We start from the raw sequence: 22,872 nt of genomic DNA on the forward strand, positions 1-22,872 counted from the left end.
CGTAAAGAACGACAGGGAAAGCAACCTCGCCAAGCCCCACCCGCCTCCCGGCGCAGCCTGGAGCCCCGCACGCGGCCCGCCACTCCCCCGGGTGAACATCGCCAACTCGGCTTGCGCGCTGCCCTGTCGTGCCCCATACGCTCACGCCGAGCGCACCACCGCACCACCACGCAACCGCACCACCACACAACCGCAGACATGCGACGGCCCCCGCCGGGACTGGCATCCCGATGCGAGGGCCTGACCACCGAGGAAGTAGGAGCTTCCCGATGGATACGCAGCACCCTAGCGCGCCCCCGCGCGCCCAGTCCCCCATTGCCGCCGACGACCACCCGGCCGAGCGGCGGCCCACCTCCGGCGTCGTCCACGACAACGTCCGCATCGCGACCCGCTTCACCGTCGTCGGCAACCACCTGGCCCAGCACCGGACGCTCTCCGCCACCGCGATCGGGATCGCCGTCCACATCCAGTCGCTGCCGACCGGCACCCGCGTCGACATCACCACGCTGACCAGCCGCTTTCCCGAGGGCAGGACCCGCGTCTCGGCCGCCCTGCGGGAGCTCGAAACCCACGGCTACCTGCGCCGCGAGCGCCGCCGCGCCCCCGACGGCCGCGTCACCACCCGCACGATCTCCTGCAACCAGCCCGGCGGCGCCCCCGGCCCGCTCCCGGCAGGACCGGCTCGCTCCGCACCGCTCCTGCCCTCAGCAGGACCGCTGCCCGGGGAACGGTCACGGCCGAAGAGGCCCCCGAGCCCCCTCGCCGTACCGCACCCCGCCTGCCCCTCCCCCGAACTCCTCCAGCAGGCCACCGCCCTGCTCGCCACCCTGCACCGCACCGACGCCCGCCTTCTCCTGTCCGCCGGTGACGCGGCCCGTCTCACCCCCGGGGTCGCCGCCTGGCTGGAGCGGGACGTCACCCCCACCGCCGTACGTCACGCCCTCACCCAGGCCCTGCCCCCCGAAGGCGTACGCCACCCGGCCGCCCTCCTGGCCCACCGCCTCACGGCCCTACTGCCCCCCACCCCCCGGCAAACACCCCCCGCCCGGCACCCCCTCCAGAACTGCGACACCTGCGACCACGCCTTCCGCGCCCCGGAACCAGGCCACTGCCGCGCCTGCCGCCCACCTGGCGCCCACGCCGGGGAACGGCTCGCGACGATCCATCCGTACACCGACTGACCAGGGAAAACACCAAACATGTGCGCTTCGTCTCTCCCCATGGGCCCCGGCCGACTAGCCTGGCCAGTGCATCCCCAGGAGGTCTTCATGAGCACGCAGGCCGATCACGGGCGCGAGCTGGTACCCCGCCCCGAACTGTCACCGGACGCTCTACGCGCAGCCCTCGCCGTCGTTGCCCCGTCCCGCCTGCCGGAGATGCAGCGGACCAAGGACGAGGCCTTCGCCAAGGCCGTCGAGTGGCAGTCCCTCAGCCCCGTGCGGAGCTGGGTCCTCATCTGGGCCCGGGACATCGAGATCGCCCGCCGCTCCGACCTGTCCGCCCGCCACGCCCGTGCCATAAGGGATCTGGAGCACGAGGACGCAGATATCGCCCACGAGGCCGTGCACGAGTTGAGCGTGGTCCTGGATGAGGCCATGAAGGCAGTACAGGCTTGAGTTGGAGCTGGGAGTACGCCCTGGCGGCCGAAGCGGCTGCCCTCAGTGCACCGACAGCCTTCCTCGCCGAGGTGGAACGGACAGCTGACGAACTGGTCCGGGCGGCCGAGGCACTGCACGTGCACGGCCGGAGTCACGCGGACGTCGACCCGGCGGGTGGCGACATCACCGTTCCCAACGGGATGCTCCGCTACCAGATCGTGGTACGCAGCGAGCGCGTCTACATCGTCCAGCTCACCTGTACCGGCGGCTGAACCACCCACCTGGCCGGCCACAGACGAGGAGCGCACGCCATGCCCATCGCCCCGGACGGCACACAGCAGGGCAGCCCCCACTACCGGGCGATGCGTGAACTCGTCGAGCAGATGGACGACCGGACCTCCGGCAAGTTCGAGATCACGAAGCAACGCATCGTCCACGACCTAAGGTCGCCGAGCAAACCCCACGAGCTCACCGCACTGCGGCTGCGCCGAAGACTGGAATCGTTGCTGCCCGAGGGGCGCCTCGCGCACACCGGGGCGCCGGACGTGGAGGACGTCGCGCAGGGCGTGCTGCGGCTGCCCGACATCATCGTCATCGATGAAGCGGACATGGAGGGCGAGGGCTCCTTCGACCCCCGCACCCTCATCGCCGACTGGACCGTCTCCACCGAGGGGCTGCCCCGCTACGACGCGGGAACGTCGTAACGGCCGGGCGGGCAACGGCCGAGCGCGCACGCGAAAGGGCCCGTACGACCGAAGTCGTACGGGCCCTCTCAGCTCTCGTAAGAGCCAGCGCTCGTAAGAGCTAGTGCTCGCAGGAGCTACCAGGCAACAACAAGCCCAGCAAGTAAGCGAAGCTTACTTGTTGATCTTGGTGACCTGGCCGGCGCCGACGGTCCGGCCACCCTCACGGATGGCGAACTTCAGGCCCTCCTCCATGGCGACGGGCTGGATGAGCTCCACCTTCATCTCGGTGTTGTCACCCGGCATGACCATCTCGGTGCCCTCGGGGAGGGTCACGACGCCGGTCACGTCCGTCGTACGGAAGTAGAACTGCGGGCGGTAGTTGTTGAAGAACGGGGTGTGACGGCCACCCTCGTCCTTCGACAGGATGTAGGCCTGGGCCTCGAACTCGGTGTGCGGGGTGACCGAACCGGGCTTGATGATGACCTGGCCGCGCTCGACGTCCTCGCGCTTGATGCCGCGGAGCAGCAGACCGACGTTCTCACCGGCCTGGCCCTCGTCGAGCAGCTTGCGGAACATCTCGATGCCGGTGACCGTGGTGGTGGTCTTCTCGGTCTTGATGCCGATGATGTCGACGGTCTCGTTGACCTTCAGGACACCACGCTCGATACGACCGGTGACGACGGTGCCACGACCGGTGATCGTGAAGACGTCCTCGATCGGCATCAGGAACGGCTTGTCGACGTCACGCTCGGGCTGCGGGATGGACTCGTCGACGGCCTTCATCAGGTCGAGGACGGACTTGCCCCACTCGGCGTCGCCCTCGAGCGCCTTGAGCGCCGAGACCTTGACGACCGGGACGTCGTCGCCCGGGAACTCGTACTCGGAGAGGAGCTCACGGACCTCGAGCTCGACGAGCTCCAGGATCTCCTCGTCGTCCACCATGTCGGCCTTGTTCAGGGCGACGACGATGTACGGAACGCCGACCTGGCGGGCCAGGAGCACGTGCTCCTTGGTCTGCGGCATCGGGCCGTCGGTGGCGGCGACCACGAGGATGGCGCCGTCCATCTGCGCGGCACCCGTGATCATGTTCTTGATGTAGTCCGCGTGACCGGGGCAGTCGACGTGGGCGTAGTGGCGCGCCTCGGTCTGGTACTCGACGTGCGCGATCGAGATCGTGATACCGCGCTGGCGCTCCTCGGGAGCCTTGTCGATCTGGTCGAAGGCCGAGGCCTCGTTCAGGTCGGGGTACGCGTCGTGCAGCACCTTGGTAATGGCGGCCGTGAGGGTCGTCTTACCGTGGTCGATGTGACCGATGGTGCCGATGTTGACGTGCGGCTTAGTCCGCTCGAACTTCGCCTTCGCCACTGGGGTCCTCCTGTGGAGTGGTTCTGTACGCCTTACTTCATCGGCGCCAGGTGATCTTTGCTGGGGTGCCGACCGCCGGGGCATTCCTCACGGGTTGCGGGGTTTGCCCCGGCCGACGGTGTCAAGCCTAAAGCGTCTACTCGGAAGAGTTACTCGCCCTTGGCCTTCGCGATGATCTCCTCGGCGACGTTCCGCGGAACCTCGGCGTAGGAGTCGAACTGCATCGAGTAGCTTGCGCGACCCGACGTCTTGCTGCGGAGGTCTCCGACGTAGCCGAACATCTCCGAGAGCGGGACCAGGCCCTTGACGACCCGGGCGCCGCTGCGCTCCTCCATGGCCTGGATCTGGCCACGGCGGGAGTTGATGTCACCGATGACATCGCCCATGTAGTCCTCGGGCGTGGTGACCTCGACGGCCATCATCGGCTCGAGCAGCACGGGGCTGGCCTTGCGCGCGGCCTCCTTGAAGGCCTGCGAACCGGCGATCTTGAAGGCGAGCTCGGAGGAGTCGACCTCGTGGTAGGCGCCGTCGATGAGCGTGACGCGGACGCCCGTCATCTCGTAGCCGGCCAGGATGCCGAACTGCATGGCCTCCTGCGCACCCGCGTCCACCGACGGGATGTACTCCCGGGGGATGCGGCCACCGGTGACCTTGTTCACGAACTCGTACGAGGCATCGCCGTCGACGATGGGCTCGATCGCGATCTGCACCTTGGCGAACTGACCGGTACCACCGGTCTGCTTCTTGTGGGTGTAGTCCACGCGCTCGACGGCCTTGCGGATCGTCTCGCGGTACGCGACCTGCGGCTTGCCGACGTTCGCCTCGACGCGGAACTCGCGCTTCATGCGGTCGACGAGCACCTCGAGGTGAAGCTCGCCCATACCACCGATGATGGTCTGGCCGGTCTCCTCGTCCGAGTGGACCTGGAAGGAGGGGTCCTCCTCCGAGAGACGCTGGATGGCGACACCCAGCTTCTCCTGGTCGCCCTTGGACTTCGGCTCGATGGCGACCTGGATGACCGGGGCCGGGAAGTCCATGGACTCCAGGATGACCGGGGCCTTGTCGTCACAGAGCGTCTCGCCCGTGGTGGTCTGCTTCAGACCCATGACGGCGACGATGTCACCGGCGCCCACCGACTCGATCTCCTCACGCTTGTTCGCGTGCATGCGGTAGATCTTGCCGATGCGCTCCTTCTTGCCCTTGACGGAGTTCAGCACCGCGGTGCCGGAGTCCAGGCGACCGGAGTAGATCCGGACGAAGGTGAGCTTGCCGAGGTGCGGGTCGCTCGCGATCTTGAACGCGAGGGCCGACAGCGGCTCGTCGTCGGACGGCTTGCGCTTGACGACCTCCTCCGGGTCCTTCACGTCGTGGCCCTCGATGGCCTCGACGTCCAGAGGGGAGGGCAGGTAGCGCACGACGGCGTCGAGCAGGGGCTGGACGCCCTTGTTCTTGAACGCGGTGCCGCAGAAGACCGGGGTCACCGTGGTGTCCCCGCCCTTGCCGGAGGCGATGGTGATGCGGCGGATGGCCGCGTACAGCTGCTCCTCGGTGGGCTCCTGGCCCTCCAGGTACAGCTCCATCATCTGCTCGTCGTTCTCGGCGACGGCCTCAAGGAGCTTGCCGCGGTACTCCTCGGCAGCCTCGGTGTGCGTCTCCGGGATGTCGACGATGTCGTAGGCCTCGCCCATCTTGGTCTCGGCGGACCAGACGAAGGCCTTCATCGTGACGAGGTCGACGACGCCCTTGAAGTCAGCCTCCGCGCCGATGGGCAGCTGCATGACGATCGGGGTCGCACCGAGGCGGTCGACGATCATGTCGACGCAGCGGTGGAACTCGGCACCGGTGCGGTCGAGCTTGTTGACGAAGCAGATACGCGGGACGCCGTAGCGGTCCGCCTGCCGCCACACGGTCTCGGACTGCGGCTCGACACCGGCGACGCCGTCGAACACCGTCACGGCACCGTCGAGCACGCGGAGCGAACGCTCCACCTCGACGGTGAAGTCGACGTGACCCGGGGTGTCGATGATGTTGATCGTGTGATCGACGTCGTTCAGCGGCCAGTGACAGGTGGTGGCAGCAGAGGTGATCGTGATGCCACGCTCCTGCTCCTGCTCCATCCAGTCCATCGTGGCGGCACCGTCGTGGACCTCACCGATCTTGTACGAGACACCGGTGTAGAACAGGATCCGCTCGGTGGTCGTCGTCTTGCCCGCGTCGATGTGGGCCATGATGCCGATGTTGCGCACCTTGGCCAGGTCAAGTGAAGTGGTAGCCATATCGGCTCAGTCTTCTCTCGGTCTCGATGGGGGTAGCGACTACCAGCGGTAGTGCGCGAAGGCCTTGTTGGACTCGGCCATCTTGTGGGTGTCCTCGCGCTTCTTCACAGCGGCACCGAGGCCGTTGGAGGCGTCGAGGAGCTCGTTGAGCAGACGCTCGGTCATGGTCTTCTCGCGACGGGCGCGGGAGTAACCGACCAGCCAGCGCAGGGCCAGCGTGTTGGCGCGACCGGGCTTGACCTCGATCGGCACCTGGTAGGTCGCACCACCGACGCGGCGGGACTTGACCTCGAGGGTCGGCTTGATGTTCTCGAGCGCGCGCTTCAGCGTGATGACCGGGTCGTTGCCCGTCTTCTCACGCAGACCCTCCATGGCGCCGTAGACGATGCGCTCGGCGGTGGAGCGCTTGCCGTTCAGCAGCACCTTGTTGATGAGGGAGGTCACCAGAGGAGAGCCGTAGACCGGGTCGATGATGACCGGGCGCTTCGGGGCGGGGCCCTTACGAGGCATTCTTACTTCTCCTTCTTGGCGCCGTAGCGGCTGCGGGCCTGCTTGCGGTTCTTGACACCCTGGGTGTCGAGCGAACCGCGGATGATCTTGTAGCGAACACCCGGCAGGTCCTTCACACGGCCGCCGCGCACGAGCACGATGGAGTGCTCCTGCAGGTTGTGTCCCTCACCCGGAATGTAGGCCGTGACCTCGATGCCGGAGGTCAGACGCACACGCGCGACCTTACGGAGGGCCGAGTTCGGCTTCTTCGGGGTGGTCGTGAACACACGCGTGCAGACGCCACGGCGCTGAGGGGAACCCTCGAGTGCGGGCGTCTTGTTCTTCTCGACCTTGTCCTGCCGGCCCTTACGGACCAGCTGCTGGATCGTAGGCACTACTTCTCCGGTTTCTGTGTGCCGAATAGTAAAGCTAACCTGGAACTTTGCCGACCCACGCGGTCGGGTGTGTCGAATGCTGCAGACTCCCGCCGAAGGCGGGGAGGACGCAGATTGCGGCGGCCGGATCGGGCTCGCCGTGCGGTTGAGGACACGCACACGAGCCCAGGCACACCCCAGGCACAAGGTCTGAGCGTACCTACCTCATTGGCTGCGGTCAAAACAAATACCCCGGAGCCCGGACACGCCGGGCGCGGCCCGGCGCCCCGGGTCGCGGCGCCGGGCCGCGCGTGCTAGTGCGTACCGGCCCGCGGCCTCGTCCGCGATCTCCGGACGAGCTCGCTCCCGCTGGTCGAGCCGGCTCCGTATCAGCCCGAGGAGGCCACCACCACCAGCATCAAGAACAACGCCCACCCCCCGATCGCCAGCCACCCCAGAATCAGCCCCGCCACCGCCATCCCGTCCCCGCCCTCATGGGTGCGGCGGATCTCCGAGCGGGCCATGTGGCCGAGGACGACCGCGGGCACGGACGTCAGGCCCATGGTGAGGAACGTGGCGATGCCGCAGGCCAGCGACGCGCCGGCCTTGCTGTTGCTTGGGGGGGCCGCGGGCATGAACGTCGCGGGGACCTGCTGCGGCGCGGGCTGCTGGAAGCCGAGGGGGCCCTGGGGGAGGTCCGCGACCAGCAGGGCCAGCTCGCCCACCGTGCGGGCCTGGTAGGCGCGGCCCACGCGGCGCTCGTACTCGTCCTTCTGGAGGCGCCCCTCGGCGAAGCCCGCCCGCAGCACGTCGACCGCGCGTTCGCGGTCGGAGTTCGCGGCGAGCATCGACGGCTGCCCCTGGCCGCCCCAGGCGGCGGTCTGCCCCGGGCCGCCCCAGCCCGCGGGCATCGGCGGCTGTCCGGGACTGCCCCAGCCGGCCGCGGGCGGTGCGGGCTGTCCGGGCAAGCCCTGGCCCGGCGGCCACGGACCTGGCTGCCACGACGGATTCGACACACGCGCCTCCCCCGAGAAGATGCTGTGCTCACCATCATGCGCCAACGCGCCGCGGGGCGGCCACCCGGTCTCTGCCGGACGACCGCCCCGCGGGCGTGCACTGCGTGCGGCGCGCGCGCCGCGTGCGCCTACTGGTTGTACGGACCGTAGTCGTAGTCCTCCAGCGGCACGGCCTGACCCGAACCCGTCCCGAAGGGCGAGTAGTCGATGTCGTCGTAGCCGACGGCCGAGTACATCGCGGCCTTGGCCTCCTCGGTCGGCTCGACCCGGATGTTGCGGTAGCGGGACAGACCCGTACCGGCCGGGATGAGCTTACCGATGATGACGTTCTCCTTGAGGCCGATGAGGCTGTCGGACTTGGCGTTGATCGCCGCGTCCGTCAGGACTCGGGTCGTCTCCTGGAAGGAGGCGGCCGACAGCCAGGATTCCGTCGCCAGCGAGGCCTTGGTGATACCCATCAGCTGCGGACGGCCGGAGGCCGGGTGGCCACCCTCCGTCACGACCCGACGGTTCTCGGTCTCGAACTTCGAGCGCTCGACGAGCTCGCCCGGAAGCAGCTCCGCGTCGCCGGACTCGATGATCGTCACGCGGCGCAGCATCTGCCGGATGATGATCTCGATGTGCTTGTCGTGGATCGACACGCCCTGCGAGTTGTAGACCTTCTGGACCTCTCCGACCAGGTGGACCTGGACGGCGCGCTGGCCGAGGATCCGGAGCACGTCGTGCGGGTTGGTGGCACCCACGGTGAGCTTCTGGCCCACCTCGACGTGGTCGCCCTCGCCGACCAGGAGACGGGCACGCTTCGAGATCGGGAACGCCGTCTCGTCGCTGCCGTCGTCCGGGGTGACGACGAGCTTCTTGGTCTTCTCGGTCTCCTCGATGCGGACCCGGCCCGCGGCCTCGGAGATCGGGGCGACACCCTTCGGCGTACGGGCTTCGAAGAGCTCGACGACTCGGGGCAGACCCTGGGTGATGTCGTCACCGGCCACACCACCGGTGTGGAAGGTACGCATCGTCAGCTGGGTACCGGGCTCACCGATGGACTGGGCGGCGATGATGCCGACCGCCTCACCGATGTCGACCAGCTTGCCGGTGGCCAGCGAACGGCCGTAGCAGAAGGCACAGGTGCCGACCGCCGACTCGCAGGTCAGGACCGAGCGGGTCTTGACCTCCTCGACGCCGTTGGCGACCAGGGCGTCGATGAGCACGTCACCGAGGTCGACGTTGGCCGGCGCGATGACCTTGCCGTCGATGACGACGTCCTCGGCGAGCATGCGGGCGTACACCGACGTCTCGACGTTCTCCGTCTTGCGGAGCACGCCGTCCTCGCCGCGGATCGCGATCTTCAGCTTCAGGCCGCGCTCGGTGCCGCAGTCCTCCTCGCGAATGATGACGTCCTGGGAGACGTCGACCAGACGACGGGTGAGGTAACCGGAGTCGGCGGTACGCAGAGCCGTGTCCGCCAGACCCTTACGGGCACCGTGCGTGGAGATGAAGTACTCAAGGACGGACAGGCCTTCACGGAAGGACGCCTTAATCGGACGCGGGATGGTCTCGTTCTTCGCGTTCGACACCAGACCACGCATACCGGCGATCTGCCGCATCTGCATCATGTTTCCTCGGGCACCCGAGTCAACCATCATGAAGATGGGGTTGGTCTTGGGGAAGTTCGCGTTCATCGCCTCGGCGACCTCGTTGGTCGCCTTGGTCCAGATCGCGATGAGCTCCTGCGTGCGCTCTTCCTTGGTGATCAGACCGCGCTCGTACTGCTTCTGGACCTTCTCGTCCTGCGCCTCGTAGCCCGCGACGATCGCCTTCTTGGCCTCGGGGACCACGACGTCGGAGATGGCCACGGTGACACCGGAACGGGTCGCCCAGTAGAAGCCCGCCGCCTTCAGGTTGTCGAGCGTCGCCGCCACGATGACCTTGGGGTAGCGCTCGGCCAGGTCGTTGACGATCTCGGAGAGCTGCTTCTTGCCCACCGAGTAGTCGACGAACGGGTAGTCCTCGGGCAGCAGCTCGTTGAAGAGCGCGCGGCCCAGGGTCGTGCGCAGCCGGAAGCTGTCGCCCTGCTGGTAGGCCCGCTCGCCGCTGAGGTCGTCGCCGTCCTCGGTGACCGGCGGGGTCCAGCCGCGGGGCGGGAAGGTGCCCACCGGGAAGCGGATGTCGACCTTCGCCTGGAGCGAGAGCTCCTTGGCGTCGAACGCCATGATCGCCTCGGCCGTGGAGCCGAAGGACCGGCCCTCACCGATGACCTCGCGCTCCTCCTCGTCCGTGGTGAGGAAGAACAGACCCAGGACCATGTCCTGCGTCGGCATCGTCACCGGACGGCCGTCGGCGGGCTTGAGGATGTTGTTCGAGGACAGCATCAGGATGCGGGCCTCGGCCTGCGCCTCCGCGGAGAGCGGCAGGTGGACGGCCATCTGGTCACCGTCGAAGTCCGCGTTGAACGCGGTGCAGACGAGCGGGTGGATCTGGATGGCCTTGCCCTCGACCAGCTGCGGCTCGAAGGCCTGGATGCCGAGGCGGTGCAGCGTCGGCGCACGGTTCAGGAGGACCGGGTGCTCGGCGATGACCTCTTCGAGGACGTCGTACACGACCGTGCGGCCGCGCTCGACCATCCGCTTGGCCGACTTGATGTTCTGCGCGTGGTTCAGGTCGACCAGGCGCTTCATCACGAACGGCTTGAAGAGCTCCAGGGCCATGGCCTTCGGCAGACCGCACTGGTGCAGCTTGAGCTGCGGGCCGACGACGATCACGGAACGCGCGGAGTAGTCCACACGCTTGCCGAGGAGGTTCTGACGGAAGCGGCCCTGCTTGCCCTTGAGCATGTCGGACAGCGACTTCAGCGGACGGTTGCCGGGGCCCGTGACCGGGCGGCCGCGGCGGCCGTTGTCGAAGAGCGCGTCGACGGCCTCCTGGAGCATGCGCTTCTCGTTGTTCACGATGATCTCGGGCGCGCCGAGGTCGAGAAGCCGCTTCAGGCGGTTGTTGCGGTTGATGACGCGGCGGTACAGGTCGTTCAGGTCGGAGGTCGCGAAGCGGCCACCGTCCAGCTGCACCATCGGACGCAGGTCCGGCGGGATGACCGGCACGCAGTCGAGCACCATGCCCTTGGGGCTGTTGGACGTCTGCAGGAACGCGGAGACGACCTTGAGGCGCTTGAGCGCACGGGTCTTCTTCTGGCCCTTGCCGGTGCGGATGATCTCGCGGAGACGCTCGGCCTCCTCGTCGAGGTCGAAGGACTCCAGGCGCTTCTGGAGCGCCGCGGCACCCATCGAGCCGTCGAAGTACGTGCCGAAGCGGTCACGCAGCTCGCGGTAGAGCAGCTCGTCGCCCTCCAGGTCCTGGACCTTGAGGTTCTTGAAGCGGTTCCACACCTCGTCGAGACGGTCGATCTCGCGCTGCGCACGGTCGCGCAGCTGCTTCATCTCACGCTCGGCCCCCTCGCGCACCTTGCGGCGCACATCGGCCTTGGCGCCCTCGGCCTCCAGCTCGGCCAGGTCGGTCTCGAGCTTCTTGGCGCGGCCTTCGAGGTCGGCGTCGCGGCGGTTCTCGATCTGCTGGCGCTCCACGGAGACATGCGCCTCCAGGGAGGGCAGGTCGCGGGTGCGGCGCTCCTCGTCCACGAACGTGATCATGTACGCGGCGAAGTAGATGACCTTTTCGAGGTCCTTCGGCGCGAGGTCGAGGAGGTAGCCGAGGCGCGACGGGACGCCCTTGAAGTACCAGATGTGCGTGACGGGCGCGGCCAGCTCGATGTGGCCCATCCGCTCACGGCGCACCTTGGCGCGAGTGACCTCGACGCCGCAGCGCTCACAGATGATGCCCTTGAAGCGGACACGCTTGTACTTGCCGCAGTAGCACTCCCAGTCCCGGGTCGGACCGAAGATCTTCTCGCAGAAGAGTCCGTCCTTCTCGGGCTTCAGGGTGCGGTAGTTGATGGTCTCCGGCTTCTTGACCTCGCCGTGGGACCACTGTCGGATGTCGTCCGCGGTGGCAAGGCCGATCCGCAGCTCGTCGAAGAAGTTGACGTCGAGCACTTTGTCGTCAATCCCTCTTTCGGGGTTGTGCCCCTCGCGTTAGCGAGTAATAAGGCGCTTCATCATGGTCTGTACGGGTCCGGGGCTAGGCCGGGACCTCACGAGTGAGGTCCCGGCCGGACCCGTCAGACCTCTTCGACGCTGCTCGGCTCGCGCCGGGACAGGTCGATACCGAGCTCCTCCGCAGCGCGGAAGACATCCTCGTCGGTGTCGCGCATCTCGATGGACATGCCGTCCGAGGACAGCACCTCCACGTTGAGGCAGAGCGACTGCATTTCCTTGATGAGCACCTTGAAGGACTCGGGGATGCCGGGCTCGGGGATGTTCTCGCCCTTGACGATGGCCTCGTAGACCTTCACGCGGCCGGTCACGTCGTCGGACTTGATCGTCAGCAGCTCCTGGAGGGCGTACGCGGCGCCATAAGCCTCCAGCGCCCACACCTCCATCTCGCCGAAGCGCTGGCCACCGAACTGAGCCTTACCACCCAGCGGCTGCTGGGTGATCATCGAGTACGGGCCGGTCGACCGGGCGTGCAGCTTGTCGTCGACCAGGTGGTGCAGCTTGAGGATGTACATGTACCCGACCGAGATCGGGTCCGGGAACGGCTCACCGGAGCGGCCGTCGAACAGGCGCGCCTTGCCGGACGGGAGCACCATGCGCTCGCCGTCGCGGTTCGGGATGGTGTGCTGCAGCAGACCGGCCAGCTCGTCCTCGCGGGCGCCGTCGAAGACGGGCGTCGCGACGTTCGTGCCGGGCTTGACCGAGTCGGCGCCGATGGCCTGGAGGCGCTGCGCCCACTCGTCACCGAGACCGGAGACGTCCCAGCCGCGGCTGGCGAGCCAGCCGAGGTGGATCTCCAGGACCTGTCCCGGGTTCATTCGGGACGGGACACCCAGGGGGTTCAGGATGATGTCGACCGGGGTGCCGTCCTCCAGGAACGGCATGTCCTCGATCGGCAGGATCTTGGAGATGACGCCCTTGTTGCCGTGGCGTCCGGCGAGCTTGTCACCGTCGGTGATCTTGCGCTTCTGCGCCACGTACACGCGCACCAGCTGGTTCACACCGGGGGGAAGCTCGTCGCCCTCCTCGCGGTCGAAGACACGGACACCGATGACCTTGCCGATCTCGCCGTGCGGGACCTTCAGGGAGGTGTCACGGACCTCGCGGGCCTTCTCACCGAAGATCGCGCGCAGCAGGCGCTCCTCCGGCGTCAGCTCGGTCTCGCCCTTGGGCGTGACCTTGCCGACGAGGATGTCGCCGGCGACGACCTCGGCACCGATCCGGATGATGCCGCGCTCGTCGAGGTCGGCGAGGACCTCCTCGGAGACGTTCGGGATGTCCCGGGTGATCTCCTCGGGGCCCAGCTTGGTGTCACGGGCGTCGACCTCGTGCTCCTCGATGTGGATCGAGGAGAGGACGTCGTCCTGCACGAGGCGCTGCGACAGGATGATCGCGTCCTCGTAGTTGTGGCCCTCCCACGGCATGAACGCCACGAGGAGGTTCTTGCCGAGGGCCATCTCGCCCTCTTCGGTGGCCGGACCGTCGGCGAGGACCTGGCCCTCGATGACGCGGGCACCCTCTTCCACCACAACCTTCTGGTTCACCGAGGTGCCCTGGTTGGAGCGGGAGAACTTGGCGACGCGGTACGTGGTGTACGTGCCGTCGTCGTTGGTGACCGTGACGTAGTCCGCGGAGACCTCCTGGACCACGCCGGCCTTCTCGGCCTTGATCACGTCACCGGCGTCGACCGCGCAGCGGTACTCCATGCCGGTGCCGACGAGGGGGGCCTCGGCGGTGATCAGCGGCACGGCCTGACGCATCATGTTCGCGCCCATGAGCGCGCGGTTGGCGTCGTCGTGCTCCAGGAAGGGGATCATCGCGGTCGCGACCGACACCATCTGGCGCGGCGAGACGTCCATGTAGTCGACGTCGTCACCGGGGACGTAGTCGACCTCGCCGCCGCGGCGGCGGACCAGGACGCGGGACTCCTCGAAGCGGAGCTCGTCGGTCAGCGGCGCGTTGGCCTGCGCGATGACGAATCGGTCCTCTTCGTCGGCCGTGAGGTAGTCCACCTCGTCGGTGACGACGCCCTCGACGACCTTGCGGTACGGCGTCTCGACGAAGCCGAACGCGTTGACGCGGCCGTAGGAGGCGAGCGAACCGATCAGACCGATGTTCGGGCCTTCGGGGGTCTCGATCGGGCACATGCGGCCGTAGTGGGACGGGTGCACGTCTCGGACCTCGAAGCCCGCCCGCTCACGCGAGAGACCACCGGGACCCAGCGCCGAGAGACGACGCTTGTGCGTCAGACCCGACAGCGGGTTGTTCTGGTCCATGAACTGCGACAGCTGCGAGGTGCCGAAGAACTCCTTGATCGACGCCACGACCGGGCGGATGTTGATCAGGGTCTGCGGGGTGATCGCCTCGACGTCCTGGGTCGTCATGCGCTCGCGCACGACGCGCTCCATCCGCGCCAGACCCGTGCGGACCTGGTTCTGGATGAGCTCGCCGACGTTGCGCAGACGGCGGTTGCCGAAGTGGTCGATGTCGTCGGTCTCGACGACGATGTCCACGCCGCTGTCGCCCACGGTCTCGGTCTCACCGGCGTGCAGCTTCACCAGGTACTTGATCGAGGCGATGATGTCCTCGACCGTCAGGACGCCCGCGTCGAGCGGCGCGTCCGCACCCAGCTTCTTGTTGACCTTGTAGCGGCCGACCTTCGCGAGGTCGTAGCGCTTGGGGTTGAAGTAGAGGTTCTCGAGCAGCGTCTGAGCGGCCTCACGGGTCGGCGGCTCGCCCGGACGCAGCTTGCGGTAGATGTCGAGCAGCGCGTCGTCCTGGCCCTGGGTGTGGTCCTTCTCCAGGGTGGCGCGCATGGACTCGTACTCGCCGAACTCCTCGAGGATCTGCTCGGTGGTCCAGCCGAGAGCCTTCAGGAGCACGGTGACCGACTGCTTGCGCTTGCGGTCGATGCGGACACCGACCATGTCGCGCTTGTCGATCTCCATCTCCAGCCAGGCACCCCGGGACGGGATGATCTTGGCGGAGAAGATGTCCTTGTCGGACGTCTTGTCGATGGAGGAGTCGAAGTAGACACCGGGCGAACGGACCAGCTGCGACACCACGACACGCTCGGTGCCGTTGATGACGAACGTGCCCTTGTTCGTCATGAGCGGGAAGTCGCCCATGAAGACCGTCTGAGACTTGATCTCACCGGTCTCGTTGTTGGTGAACTCGGCGGTGACGAAGAGCGGGGCGGCGAAGGTGAAGTCGCGCTCCTTGCACTCGTCGATCGAGTTCTTCGGAGGCTCGAAGCGGTGGTCGCGGAAGGTCAGCGACATCGACCCGGAGAAGTCCTCGATCGGGGAGATCTCCTCGAAGATCTCCTCCAGACCGGACTTGGTGGGGACGTCCTGTCCACTTTCCAGAGCCGACTCGACACGAGCCTTCCACGCGTCGTTGCCGAGCAGCCAGTCAAAGCTCTCGGTCTGCAGCGCAAGAAGGTTCGGAACCTCGAGGGGCTCCTTGATCTTTGCAAAGGAGATGCGCAGCGGGGCGGTGCTTGCGCCGTTGTTCGTATTCGCGGTCGAGGCAGTGCGCGAGGCGGCCAAGAGGGGGTCCTTCCGAGGGCTCGGACTCACTACGCGCGTACCGGTCCCAAGCTGGACACAGCGGGAGGCGTTCCCTGATTCAGCCGAAGAGGGCCAGGTCAGGGCCGGTTCTGTCCACAGTGCTCAAGCGAGGGCATGCCCCTGGTGACGGGCAGGAGGCAGCTAACAGGCAGCGCAAAGGGTCAGTGTAGCCACTCGGCCCACTGATGTCCAGTGCGGGTTTTTGAAGACCCTCGTTGTTCTCAACCCCTGCTGCAAGCCGCGCCCTCGATGCACATCGATACTGCCCTCTTCGCCGCCGATCCATGCCTCGGATCCGGATCGTTGTGACGACGCGTCCTGAGAATTGCGCGCTGCGTGCGGTTCGTCAAGGCCCCCCATGCCCCGACAGGCTCCGGATCGGGAGCCGCCGGGGGCCGTCCGGAGGCACAACGAAGATCACCATACTCGCCGGTGCCGACAGTGCAAGGCAGCCGTCACGGCAACGCCGAAGGGCGACCACCCAACTGGGTGATCGCCCTTCAGTGCGTATGCGTTACAGCGCAATTTCTCACGCCGTGCGGCGCAGGGCCGCCGGGACCCGCGAGGGGGCCCCGGAGCCCGAGGAGTCACAGGACTCCCGGCAAGGTCTTACTTGACCTCGACGGAGGCGCCGGCGCCCTTGAGGGCCTCGGCGGCCTTCTCCGCGGCGTCCTTGGCGACCTTCTCGAGGACCGGCTTCGGGGTGCCGTCGACGAGGTCCTTGGCCTCCTTCAGACCCAGGGAGGTCAGCTCGCGCACGACCTTGATGACCTGGATCTTCTTGTCGCCGGCGCCGGTGAGGATGACGTCGAACTCGTCCTGCTCCTCGGCGGCCTCGGCCGGGGCGCCGGGGGCGCCGGGGGCGGCAACGGCGACGGCCGCGGCGGCGGTGACGTCGAACTTCTCCTCGAAGGCCTTCACGAAGCCGGAGAGCTCGAGGAGGGTCATCTCCTCGAACTGGGCGAGCAGGTCTTCCTGGCTGAGCTTCGCCATGATGGCGGTCCTTCCACTAATTCGGCTGGTGCCGGATGTACATGAGAGGCGGGCGTACAAAGGGCCCGCTACGACCGTCGCCTCAGGCGGCGGTCATTGTGCGAGCCGAATTACTCGGCACCGCCCTGCTCGTCCTGCTTGGCACGGAGCGCGTCCACGGTGCGGACGAGCTTCGAGGGGAGCGCCTGGAAGACCTGAGCAGCCTGAGTCTGCTTGCCCTTCATGGCACCCGCCAGCTTGGCGAGCAGAACCTCGCGGGACTCGAGGTCCGCAAGCTTCTTGATCTCGTCGGCGGACAGCGCCTTGCCGTCAAGGACACCGCCCTTGATGACGAGAGCGGGGTTGTCCTTGGCGAAGTCACGAAGACCCTTCGCCGCCGTGACCGGGTCACCGGTCACGAAGGCAACAGCGGTCGAGCCCTTGAGGTGCTCGTCCAGCTGGATCCCGGCCTCGTTGGCCGCGATCTTGGTCAGCGTGTTCTTCACCACACGGTACTGAGCGTTCTCGCCGAGAGAACGGCGAAGCTCCTTGAGCTGCGCCACGGACAGTCCGGTGTAAGAAGTGACAACAGCAGCGTTGGAGTCGCGCAGCTTCTGCGCGATCTCCTCGACGGCTGCGACCTTGTCGGACGTCGCCATGAGCCTCGGCCTCCTTCCGGGGTGATGATCCTCGACTGACCCTGCGATCAGCCGCGTACTGCCGGACCGCCTGAATCAGGCACACAGGGAAGGGGTTCTGCACAAAACGAAACGCCCCGGCGCAGGCGCACGGGGCGTGAGCTCGACCTGACGACACAGTCGTCCGGGAGCACTTCCACAGTCACCTACGCGGGTCGTCCGCAGCTTCAGCGGATCCTTCGGCCACCGCACCCTCTGACGAGTGCACGGCAACGACCAGCGGTCTTTGGCTTCTGTGGAAGAGTACGCGAACGCGGTCGCGACAGGCAAATCGGGTCAGCCGCCGGCCTTCTCCATCTCCGCCGCGAGGTCCATGACCTCGTTCTTCGGCGGCGCGGCGACCTTCACCGGCTTGTTGTAGTCGAGGAACGTGATGGTCATGTCGAGGGGGCCCTTGTCGCCCTTGCCCTGGGCGCGGAACTGCCTGGTGTGGTCCTCGCCGTCGATCCACATGTCCATCGTGAGCTTGTCGAGGCCCATGTCCTCGTACTCCTTGAGGCTCTTCTCGCGGCGCTTCTTGGTGGCCGCGTCCTCGTCCTTGAGCAGCTCGCGCATCCGGTCCAGCGAGACCGTGCCCTTGTAGTGGGTGGTCTCGACGCCCTCGATCTTCTCGGTGCCGACCTTCTCCAGGTCGTCGGAGCCGGTCAGGAGCGTGGACTGGTCCGCCGGGTTGTTGTCGGCCTGCGCGGAGAGCGAGTTGCCGTCCCGCTTGTCGGCGCCCTTGGCGTTGGTGTTGGCGAACTTGACCCAGCGCTTGCCGTCCATCTCCTTGGCGGCCTCCTTGCCGCCGCCCAGGTAGATGGCGCCGTCGACGAGGCGGATCTCCGTCTGCGCCGGGCCCTGCGAGGGCGCGCTCATCTTCATGCTCATGGCGAGCGGCTCGGTGCTCATCGCCGCCTCGGCCTGGACCTTGCCGTCCCCCGGGACGCTGCCCTTCATACGGAAGGTGAACGAGGTCAGGTCCTCGCTGTTGGCCGCGGCCTTCTTCACGGCCGCCGCGGGCTCCATGTCGCCGCCTGCCTTGTCGGACTTCTCCGACCCACAGGCGACGGCTCCCCCGGCGAGCAGCAGGGCGGCCAGCGCGGCGCCTGCGGTTCTCTTGTGTCCCGTACGTACGGAAATGCTCATGACCCCACCCCTAGGAACATTTGATCGACTTCTTGCGGTGCGCTGACATTACCCGAAGGCGGGCGTCCCCTCTCGACACGAAGCCCCCGTCAGGGGCGCGGGGAACTGCGCGCTCAGCGCGCGAAAAGCCGCAGACGCGTCTGCCGAGCAACTGTGCAGACGCGTCTGCGGCTTCTTCGTGGCTGGCCGCGCAGTTCCCCGCGCCCCTTGCGGGGCGCGAGCCTCAGCTGCCGGTGCCAGAGCCGCCAGGCTGGCGGTTCATGAGGTCCCGGAAGTCCGCGGTGTCGTCGGCGGGCGGCTCCTCGGCGGAGATCTCGGTGCCGTAGTCGCTGTAGTACGCGGTGGCGGAGAGCGTGCCGGTCTTCATCTCGCCGCGCTCGGTCTTCTTCACGAGCAGGTTCTCGTCGTCGACCCAGATGTCGATGGTCTCGGTGGTGACCCCGGCCTGCTCCAACTGCTTCTTCATGTCGGCGAGTTGGGAGGTGCTGAGGCCCGAGCTGCGCTCCGCGAGCTTGGCGACGTCGACGGTACCGGAGTAGTGCGTGGTGTTCACGCCCCGCACCTTCTCCTCGCCGACCTTCTTCACGTCCCCGGAGGCGAGCAGCATCTTCACCGACTGCTGCGGCGTGCTGTTCTGCATCGCGTCCTTCATGTACGCGCCCGAGCCGCCGCCGATCCGCTCCAGGTCGTCGTACGCGTACTTCACCCAGTGCTTGCCGCCCGCCTGGGCGGCGAACTGGTCGCCCATCTTCGCGTAGTAGGCATCGGGCAGATAGCGGGCCTGCATGGTGGTGCTGCCGGCCTGGCGCATCGTCTCGGCCATCTGGCCGCCGGTGTACGTGATGGTCATGGTGCCGGAGAGGCCGTCGGCCCAGCCGAGGGCACCGTCGGCCTTCATGGACATCACGGAGCCCATGGTGGTCTCGGACTGCACCTTGGCGGAGTCCGCCTTGTCGGTGGTGTTCTGGATGGTGCGCAGCGCGGCTATCGGATCGGCGTTCAGGCTTCCCTTGCCGTCTCCGGAGCCCTTGGAGCCGCCGGAGTCGTCCGACGAGCCGCAGGCCGTCACTCCCCCGGCCAGGGCCGTCGCGGCTGCGACAGCCAGCGCCATGCGTCGCACAGTCGTGCCGTTCATGTCGTCCCACCCCTTGCGTCCGTGCGAGCCGGCACCCCGAGGTGTCGGCTCGTCCGCGTATCGCGCGTATCCCGCGTGTCCCGCGTATCGACAACCCCGTACGCGCACAGCTCTTCCGTATCTTCGAGCATCTACCCGAAAAACGGGACGGGCCCCGCACCCTGAATGGTTGCGGGACCCGTCACATCGCGCCAGGCGCGGCCGGCGTCGGTCAGACGGCGGCCGGGTCCTCCTCGACGAGGAGGTTGCGGGTGCGGTTGGAGTCCAGCGGAATGCCGGGGCCCATCGTGGTGGTGATGGCGGCCTTCTTGATGTACCGGCCCTTCGCGGCCGACGGCTTCAGACGGAGGACTTCCTCCAGGGCCGCGGCGTAGTTCTCCACCAGCTTGGTGTCGTCGAAGGACACCTTGCCGATGATGAAGTGCAGGTTCGAGTGCTTGTCGACGCGGAACTCGATCTTGCCGCCCTTGATGTCGTTGACAGCCTTCACGACGTCGGGGGTGACGGTGCCGGTCTTCGGGTTCGGCATCAGACCACGCGGACCGAGCACGCGGCCGAGGCGGCCGACCTTGCCCATGAGGTCCGGGGTGGCGACGACGGCGTCGAAGTCCAGGCGGCCCTTCGCGACCTCGTCGATCAGCTCGTCGGCGCCGACGATGTCGGCTCCAGCGGCTTCCGCGGCCGCAGCACGGTCACCGGTCGCGAAGACCAGGACCCGGGCGGTCTTGCCGGTGCCGTGCGGGAGGTTCACGGTGCCACGGACCATCTGGTCGGCCTTGCGCGGGTCGACACCCAGGCGGAAGGCGACCTCGACGGTGCCGTCGAACTTGGTCGCGGAGGTCTCCTTGGCGAGACGGACGGCCTCGAGCGGGGCGTACAGCTTCTCCCGGTCGATCTTGGCGTCCGCAGCGCGGAGAGTCTTGCTGCGCTTCACTTCTACTCCTGAGGTTCAGGTTGGGAGTTCGTGGTCCGGACCAGCGCCTGGCCCTGCCACTTCAGGTCACGGTGCCGACTGCGCGGCTCCGTCGGGGGCTGGGATCAGCCCTCGACCGTGATGCCCATGGAACGGGCGGTGCCGGCGATGATCTTCGACGCGGCGTCCAGGTCGTTCGCGTTGAGGTCGGGCATCTTGGTGGTGGCGATCTCGCGGACCTGCGCCTCGGTGATCTTGGCGACCTTGGTCTTGTGCGGCTCGCCGGAGCCCTTCTCCACGCCCGCGGCCTTGAGGATCATCTTGGCGGCCGGCGGCGTCTTGGTGATGAAGGTGAAGGAACGGTCCTCGTAGACCGTGATCTCCACCGGGATCACCCAGCCACGCTGCGACTCGGTCGCGGCGTTGTACGCCTTGCAGAACTCCATGATGTTCACGCCGTGCTGGCCCAGCGCGGGGCCGACCGGCGGGGCCGGGTTGGCTGCGCCGGCCTGGATCTGGAGCTTGATAAGCCCCGTGACCTTCTTCTTCTTGGGAGGCATAGCTCTCTCCGGGTCCTAGTGAGAGTGTTGAGCCCCATCCATGGCGATGATCGTCGTCGATAGTCGCGATCATTCGGATGGAGGCATACCGCACTACGATAACGGGTATCTCGGCGGGGCCCAAACCGATATCAGCACAGGCCGCGGGCCCCGGCCTCCCAAGAGCCGGGGCCCGCGGCGGTCCGGGGGCGGACGCCGGCACCGCCTGGACGGATGCCGGCGGCGCCGGGCGGCCGTCAGCAGCGCTTGGACGTCATCGCCTGGCCCGTGAGCGCGTCACCGGGCGCACGCAGCCGACCGACGGCCGCGGTGCACTCGTCCGCCGTCTTGGCGGGCCCCGACCAGAACTCCTGGTCGTTGGTCCTGTTCCACCAGTCCTCGCCGACGACCTCGTCCCGCGCGTAGCTGTACACGCCGGTGCTGACGTCGTAGTCCTTGATCTTGTCGCGGAAGCTCTGCCACACCCAGACGTAGCCGTAGTTCGCCTTGCACCGCGGCGAGTAGAACTGCTTCACCGACGCGGCATGGGCGCCGCCCCGGTCGATGTAGGCCGTGGCCCCGATCTGGTAGGCGTCGGAACAGACCCCCGCGGCCCGCGCCCCGAGGCTTCTGGGGTTGCCCTCGGCCGAGGGGGCGGTCGACTGCGGGGCCGCCTTTCTGGCGTCGGGCGCGGGCGCGGGGCCGGTTCCCGCGAGGGCGGAGCCGGCACCGAACAGGACGAAGGCGCAGGCAGAGGCAGCTATCGCGGTCTTGCGGGCACGCATCAGGTGGTCCCCCTTGCTCGTCGGTGAGTGAGCCCGCTCCCGTATCGCAACAGAGCACCACAAATCGCCACGCTTAGTGACAAGGATCTCCATAAGCGTGCTGAAGTGTCATGGAGGAAGGGACCGGGTGTTTCCGTCTACCAGTGAGACAGCCCGGGGCCCCGGATGGTTGTGGCGCAGCACACATTCGCTGCACTCGGCTACGACAAAGCCCCTGAGCTGCGGTTTCCCGCGGTCCAGGGGCTCTGCTCGGAGATCCTGCTGCGTCAGTTCTTCTGGATCTGGTCGAAGCTCAGCTCGACCGGGGTCTCGCGGCCGAAGATCTCGACGAGGCCCTTGACCTTCTTCGAGTCGGCGTTGATCTCGTTGATCGTGGCCTGCAGCGTGGCGAACGGGCCGTCGGTGACGGTGACCGAGTCGCCCACCTCGAAGTCCAGGACCTGGACCTCGACCTTGCGGGCCGGCGCCGGCTTGCCCTCGGCCTCGGCGGCCTCGCGGGCGGCCTTCTCCTCGGCCTCGGGGGCGAGCATCTTGACGATCTCGTCCAGGGTCAGCGGGTACGGGTCGTAGGCGTTGCCCACGAAGCCGGTGACGCCGGGGGTGTTGCGGACGACGCCCCAGGACTCGTTCGTCAGGTCCATGCGCACCAGGACGTACCCGGGGAGCTTGTTCTGACGGATGGTCTTGCGCTCGCCGTTCTTGATCTGCGCGACCTCTTCCTGCGGCACCTCGGCCTGGAAGATGAAGTCCTCGACGTTCAGCGACACGGCGCGCTGCTCGAGGTTGGTCTTCACGCGGTTCTCGTAACCGGCGTAGGTGTGGATGACGTACCACTCGCCGGGCAGGCCGCGCAGTTCGTCGCGCAGGGCCGCGATCGGGTCGACGGGCTCGGCCTCCTCGGCCGGGGCCTCGTCCTCGACGGCCTCGGCCGCTTCGGCGTCCTCGTCGGTCTCGGCGACGAGGGCGCCACCGGCGGCGGCCTCCTCGTCGGACTCCACGTGCAGCGCCGCCTCCTCGGCGGGCTCGCCCGCGGCGACGTCCGCAGCCTCGGCCTGGTCCGGCTCCTCGGCGTCCGCCGCCTCGACGATGTCGAGCTGGTCCTCCACGGACTCCGCCGACTCGCTGGCGTCGTTCAGGTTCGGGTCAGACACGGTGGCTGCTTCTTCCTGGATACATAGGGGTGGAACGCGCGAAAGGGGCGCCTGGCACGGCGCCCTTCGCTT

Annotated in this window: 19 protein-coding genes; 4 read left to right on the top strand and 15 right to left on the bottom strand. The window is 67.5% G+C overall.

Translation table 11 applies throughout. The features are described 5' to 3' along the window. Nucleotides 1–269 precede the first annotated feature (269 nt). From GPA10_RS02865 to GPA10_RS02880, 4 genes are all read left to right on the top strand, one after another. Nucleotides 270–1,181, top strand: a complete 912-nt coding sequence (locus GPA10_RS02865; RefSeq protein ID WP_157164012.1) for a helix-turn-helix domain-containing protein — start codon at nt 270–272, stop codon at nt 1,179–1,181. An 87-nt stretch (nt 1,182–1,268) separates the two neighbouring features. After that, entirely contained in the window at nt 1,269–1,616 is a 348-nt protein-coding gene (locus tag GPA10_RS02870; RefSeq protein ID WP_198351486.1) for a hypothetical protein, read from the top strand. Further along, nucleotides 1,613–1,870, top strand: coding sequence for a hypothetical protein (locus GPA10_RS02875; RefSeq protein WP_157164013.1), 258 nt, complete (start codon nt 1,613–1,615; stop codon nt 1,868–1,870). The genes GPA10_RS02870 and GPA10_RS02875 overlap by 4 nt, the downstream gene beginning before the upstream one ends. A 39-nt stretch (nt 1,871–1,909) precedes the next feature. Further along, the gene (locus GPA10_RS02880; protein WP_157164014.1) at nt 1,910–2,302 is read left to right on the top strand and encodes a hypothetical protein; all 393 of its coding nucleotides are present in this window, start codon (nt 1,910–1,912) and stop codon (nt 2,300–2,302) included. Between the two features lie 153 nt (nt 2,303–2,455). On the opposite strand, the gene tuf is transcribed toward GPA10_RS02880, so the two are convergent. The 15 genes from tuf to nusG form a co-directional block, all read right to left on the bottom strand. Continuing rightward, nucleotides 2,456–3,649, bottom strand: a complete 1,194-nt coding sequence (tuf, locus tag GPA10_RS02885; protein ID WP_058848108.1) for an elongation factor Tu — start codon at nt 3,647–3,649, stop codon at nt 2,456–2,458. 149 nt (nt 3,650–3,798) lie between these two features. Then, nucleotides 3,799–5,925: an elongation factor G gene (fusA, locus tag GPA10_RS02890; protein ID WP_058848107.1), complete on the bottom strand. Its 2,127-nt coding sequence runs from the start codon at nt 5,923–5,925 to the stop codon at nt 3,799–3,801. Between the two features lie 39 nt (nt 5,926–5,964). Beyond that, nucleotides 5,965–6,435, bottom strand: coding sequence for a 30S ribosomal protein S7 (gene rpsG / locus GPA10_RS02895; RefSeq protein WP_003974303.1), 471 nt, complete (start codon nt 6,433–6,435; stop codon nt 5,965–5,967). Between the two features lie 2 nt (nt 6,436–6,437). Beyond that, on the bottom strand, nt 6,438–6,809 hold the full coding sequence (rpsL, locus tag GPA10_RS02900) for a 30S ribosomal protein S12 (protein WP_003948652.1): 372 nt from the start codon (nt 6,807–6,809) through the stop codon (nt 6,438–6,440). Between the two features lie 368 nt (nt 6,810–7,177). Next, nucleotides 7,178–7,804, bottom strand: a complete 627-nt coding sequence (locus GPA10_RS02905) for a DUF1707 and DUF4190 domain-containing protein (protein WP_425505648.1) — start codon at nt 7,802–7,804, stop codon at nt 7,178–7,180. A 128-nt stretch (nt 7,805–7,932) separates the two neighbouring features. Then, nucleotides 7,933–11,847: a DNA-directed RNA polymerase subunit beta' gene (locus GPA10_RS02910; RefSeq protein ID WP_058848106.1), complete on the bottom strand. Its 3,915-nt coding sequence runs from the start codon at nt 11,845–11,847 to the stop codon at nt 7,933–7,935. A gap of 125 nt (nt 11,848–11,972) precedes the next feature. Next, nucleotides 11,973–15,458: a DNA-directed RNA polymerase subunit beta gene (gene rpoB / locus GPA10_RS02915; RefSeq protein WP_157164015.1), complete on the bottom strand. Its 3,486-nt coding sequence runs from the start codon at nt 15,456–15,458 to the stop codon at nt 11,973–11,975. 630 nt (nt 15,459–16,088) lie between these two features. Beyond that, entirely contained in the window at nt 16,089–16,472 is a 384-nt protein-coding gene (rplL, locus tag GPA10_RS02920) for a 50S ribosomal protein L7/L12 (RefSeq protein ID WP_058848104.1), read from the bottom strand. Nucleotides 16,473–16,582: 110 nt separating this feature from the next. Then, complete coding sequence (rplJ, locus tag GPA10_RS02925; protein ID WP_058848103.1) at nt 16,583–17,110, bottom strand: 50S ribosomal protein L10; 528 nt, start codon at nt 17,108–17,110, stop codon at nt 16,583–16,585. A gap of 315 nt (nt 17,111–17,425) precedes the next feature. Next, nucleotides 17,426–18,277: an SCO4651 family lipoprotein gene (locus GPA10_RS02930; RefSeq protein WP_157164016.1), complete on the bottom strand. Its 852-nt coding sequence runs from the start codon at nt 18,275–18,277 to the stop codon at nt 17,426–17,428. A 223-nt stretch (nt 18,278–18,500) separates the two neighbouring features. Next, a complete protein-coding gene (locus tag GPA10_RS02935) occupies nt 18,501–19,412 on the bottom strand; it encodes an SCO4651 family lipoprotein (protein ID WP_157164017.1) in 912 nt (303 codons plus the stop codon). A 211-nt stretch (nt 19,413–19,623) separates the two neighbouring features. Further along, the gene (gene rplA, locus GPA10_RS02940) at nt 19,624–20,346 is read right to left on the bottom strand and encodes a 50S ribosomal protein L1 (protein ID WP_058848100.1); all 723 of its coding nucleotides are present in this window, start codon (nt 20,344–20,346) and stop codon (nt 19,624–19,626) included. A gap of 104 nt (nt 20,347–20,450) precedes the next feature. Next, the gene (gene rplK, locus GPA10_RS02945; RefSeq protein ID WP_016645192.1) at nt 20,451–20,885 is read right to left on the bottom strand and encodes a 50S ribosomal protein L11; all 435 of its coding nucleotides are present in this window, start codon (nt 20,883–20,885) and stop codon (nt 20,451–20,453) included. Between the two features lie 236 nt (nt 20,886–21,121). After that, nucleotides 21,122–21,649 carry a hypothetical protein gene (locus GPA10_RS02950; protein WP_157164018.1) on the bottom strand — a complete coding sequence of 176 codons (528 nt, stop codon included), beginning with the start codon at nt 21,647–21,649 and terminating at the stop codon, nt 21,122–21,124. Nucleotides 21,650–21,915: 266 nt separating this feature from the next. Continuing rightward, nucleotides 21,916–22,800 carry a transcription termination/antitermination protein NusG gene (gene nusG / locus GPA10_RS02955; protein WP_058848098.1) on the bottom strand — a complete coding sequence of 295 codons (885 nt, stop codon included), beginning with the start codon at nt 22,798–22,800 and terminating at the stop codon, nt 21,916–21,918. Between the last annotated feature and the right edge of the window lie 72 nt (nt 22,801–22,872).

Origin of the sequence: Streptomyces typhae, from assembly GCF_009755605.1 — a bacterium.
GTDB lineage: Bacteria > Actinomycetota > Actinomycetes > Streptomycetales > Streptomycetaceae > Streptomyces > Streptomyces typhae.

What these genes read in the sequence shown, in the direction of transcription:
- GPA10_RS02865 (WP_157164012.1), top strand. Translation starts at nt 270, where the DNA reads ATGGATACGCAGCACCCTAGCGCGCCCCCGCGCGCCCAGTCCCCCATT.
- GPA10_RS02870 (WP_198351486.1), top strand. Translation starts at nt 1,269, where the DNA reads ATGAGCACGCAGGCCGATCACGGGCGCGAGCTGGTACCCCGCCCCGAA.
- GPA10_RS02880 (WP_157164014.1), top strand. Translation starts at nt 1,910, where the DNA reads ATGCCCATCGCCCCGGACGGCACACAGCAGGGCAGCCCCCACTACCGG.
- fusA (WP_058848107.1), bottom strand. Translation starts at nt 5,925, where the DNA reads ATGGCTACCACTTCACTTGACCTGGCCAAGGTGCGCAACATCGGCATC.
- rpsG (WP_003974303.1), bottom strand. Translation starts at nt 6,435, where the DNA reads ATGCCTCGTAAGGGCCCCGCCCCGAAGCGCCCGGTCATCATCGACCCG.
- rplL (WP_058848104.1), bottom strand. Translation starts at nt 16,472, where the DNA reads ATGGCGAAGCTCAGCCAGGAAGACCTGCTCGCCCAGTTCGAGGAGATG.
- rplJ (WP_058848103.1), bottom strand. Translation starts at nt 17,110, where the DNA reads ATGGCGACGTCCGACAAGGTCGCAGCCGTCGAGGAGATCGCGCAGAAG.
- GPA10_RS02930 (WP_157164016.1), bottom strand. Translation starts at nt 18,277, where the DNA reads ATGAGCATTTCCGTACGTACGGGACACAAGAGAACCGCAGGCGCCGCG.
- GPA10_RS02935 (WP_157164017.1), bottom strand. Translation starts at nt 19,412, where the DNA reads ATGAACGGCACGACTGTGCGACGCATGGCGCTGGCTGTCGCAGCCGCG.
- rplK (WP_016645192.1), bottom strand. Translation starts at nt 20,885, where the DNA reads ATGCCTCCCAAGAAGAAGAAGGTCACGGGGCTTATCAAGCTCCAGATC.
- GPA10_RS02950 (WP_157164018.1), bottom strand. Translation starts at nt 21,649, where the DNA reads ATGCGTGCCCGCAAGACCGCGATAGCTGCCTCTGCCTGCGCCTTCGTC.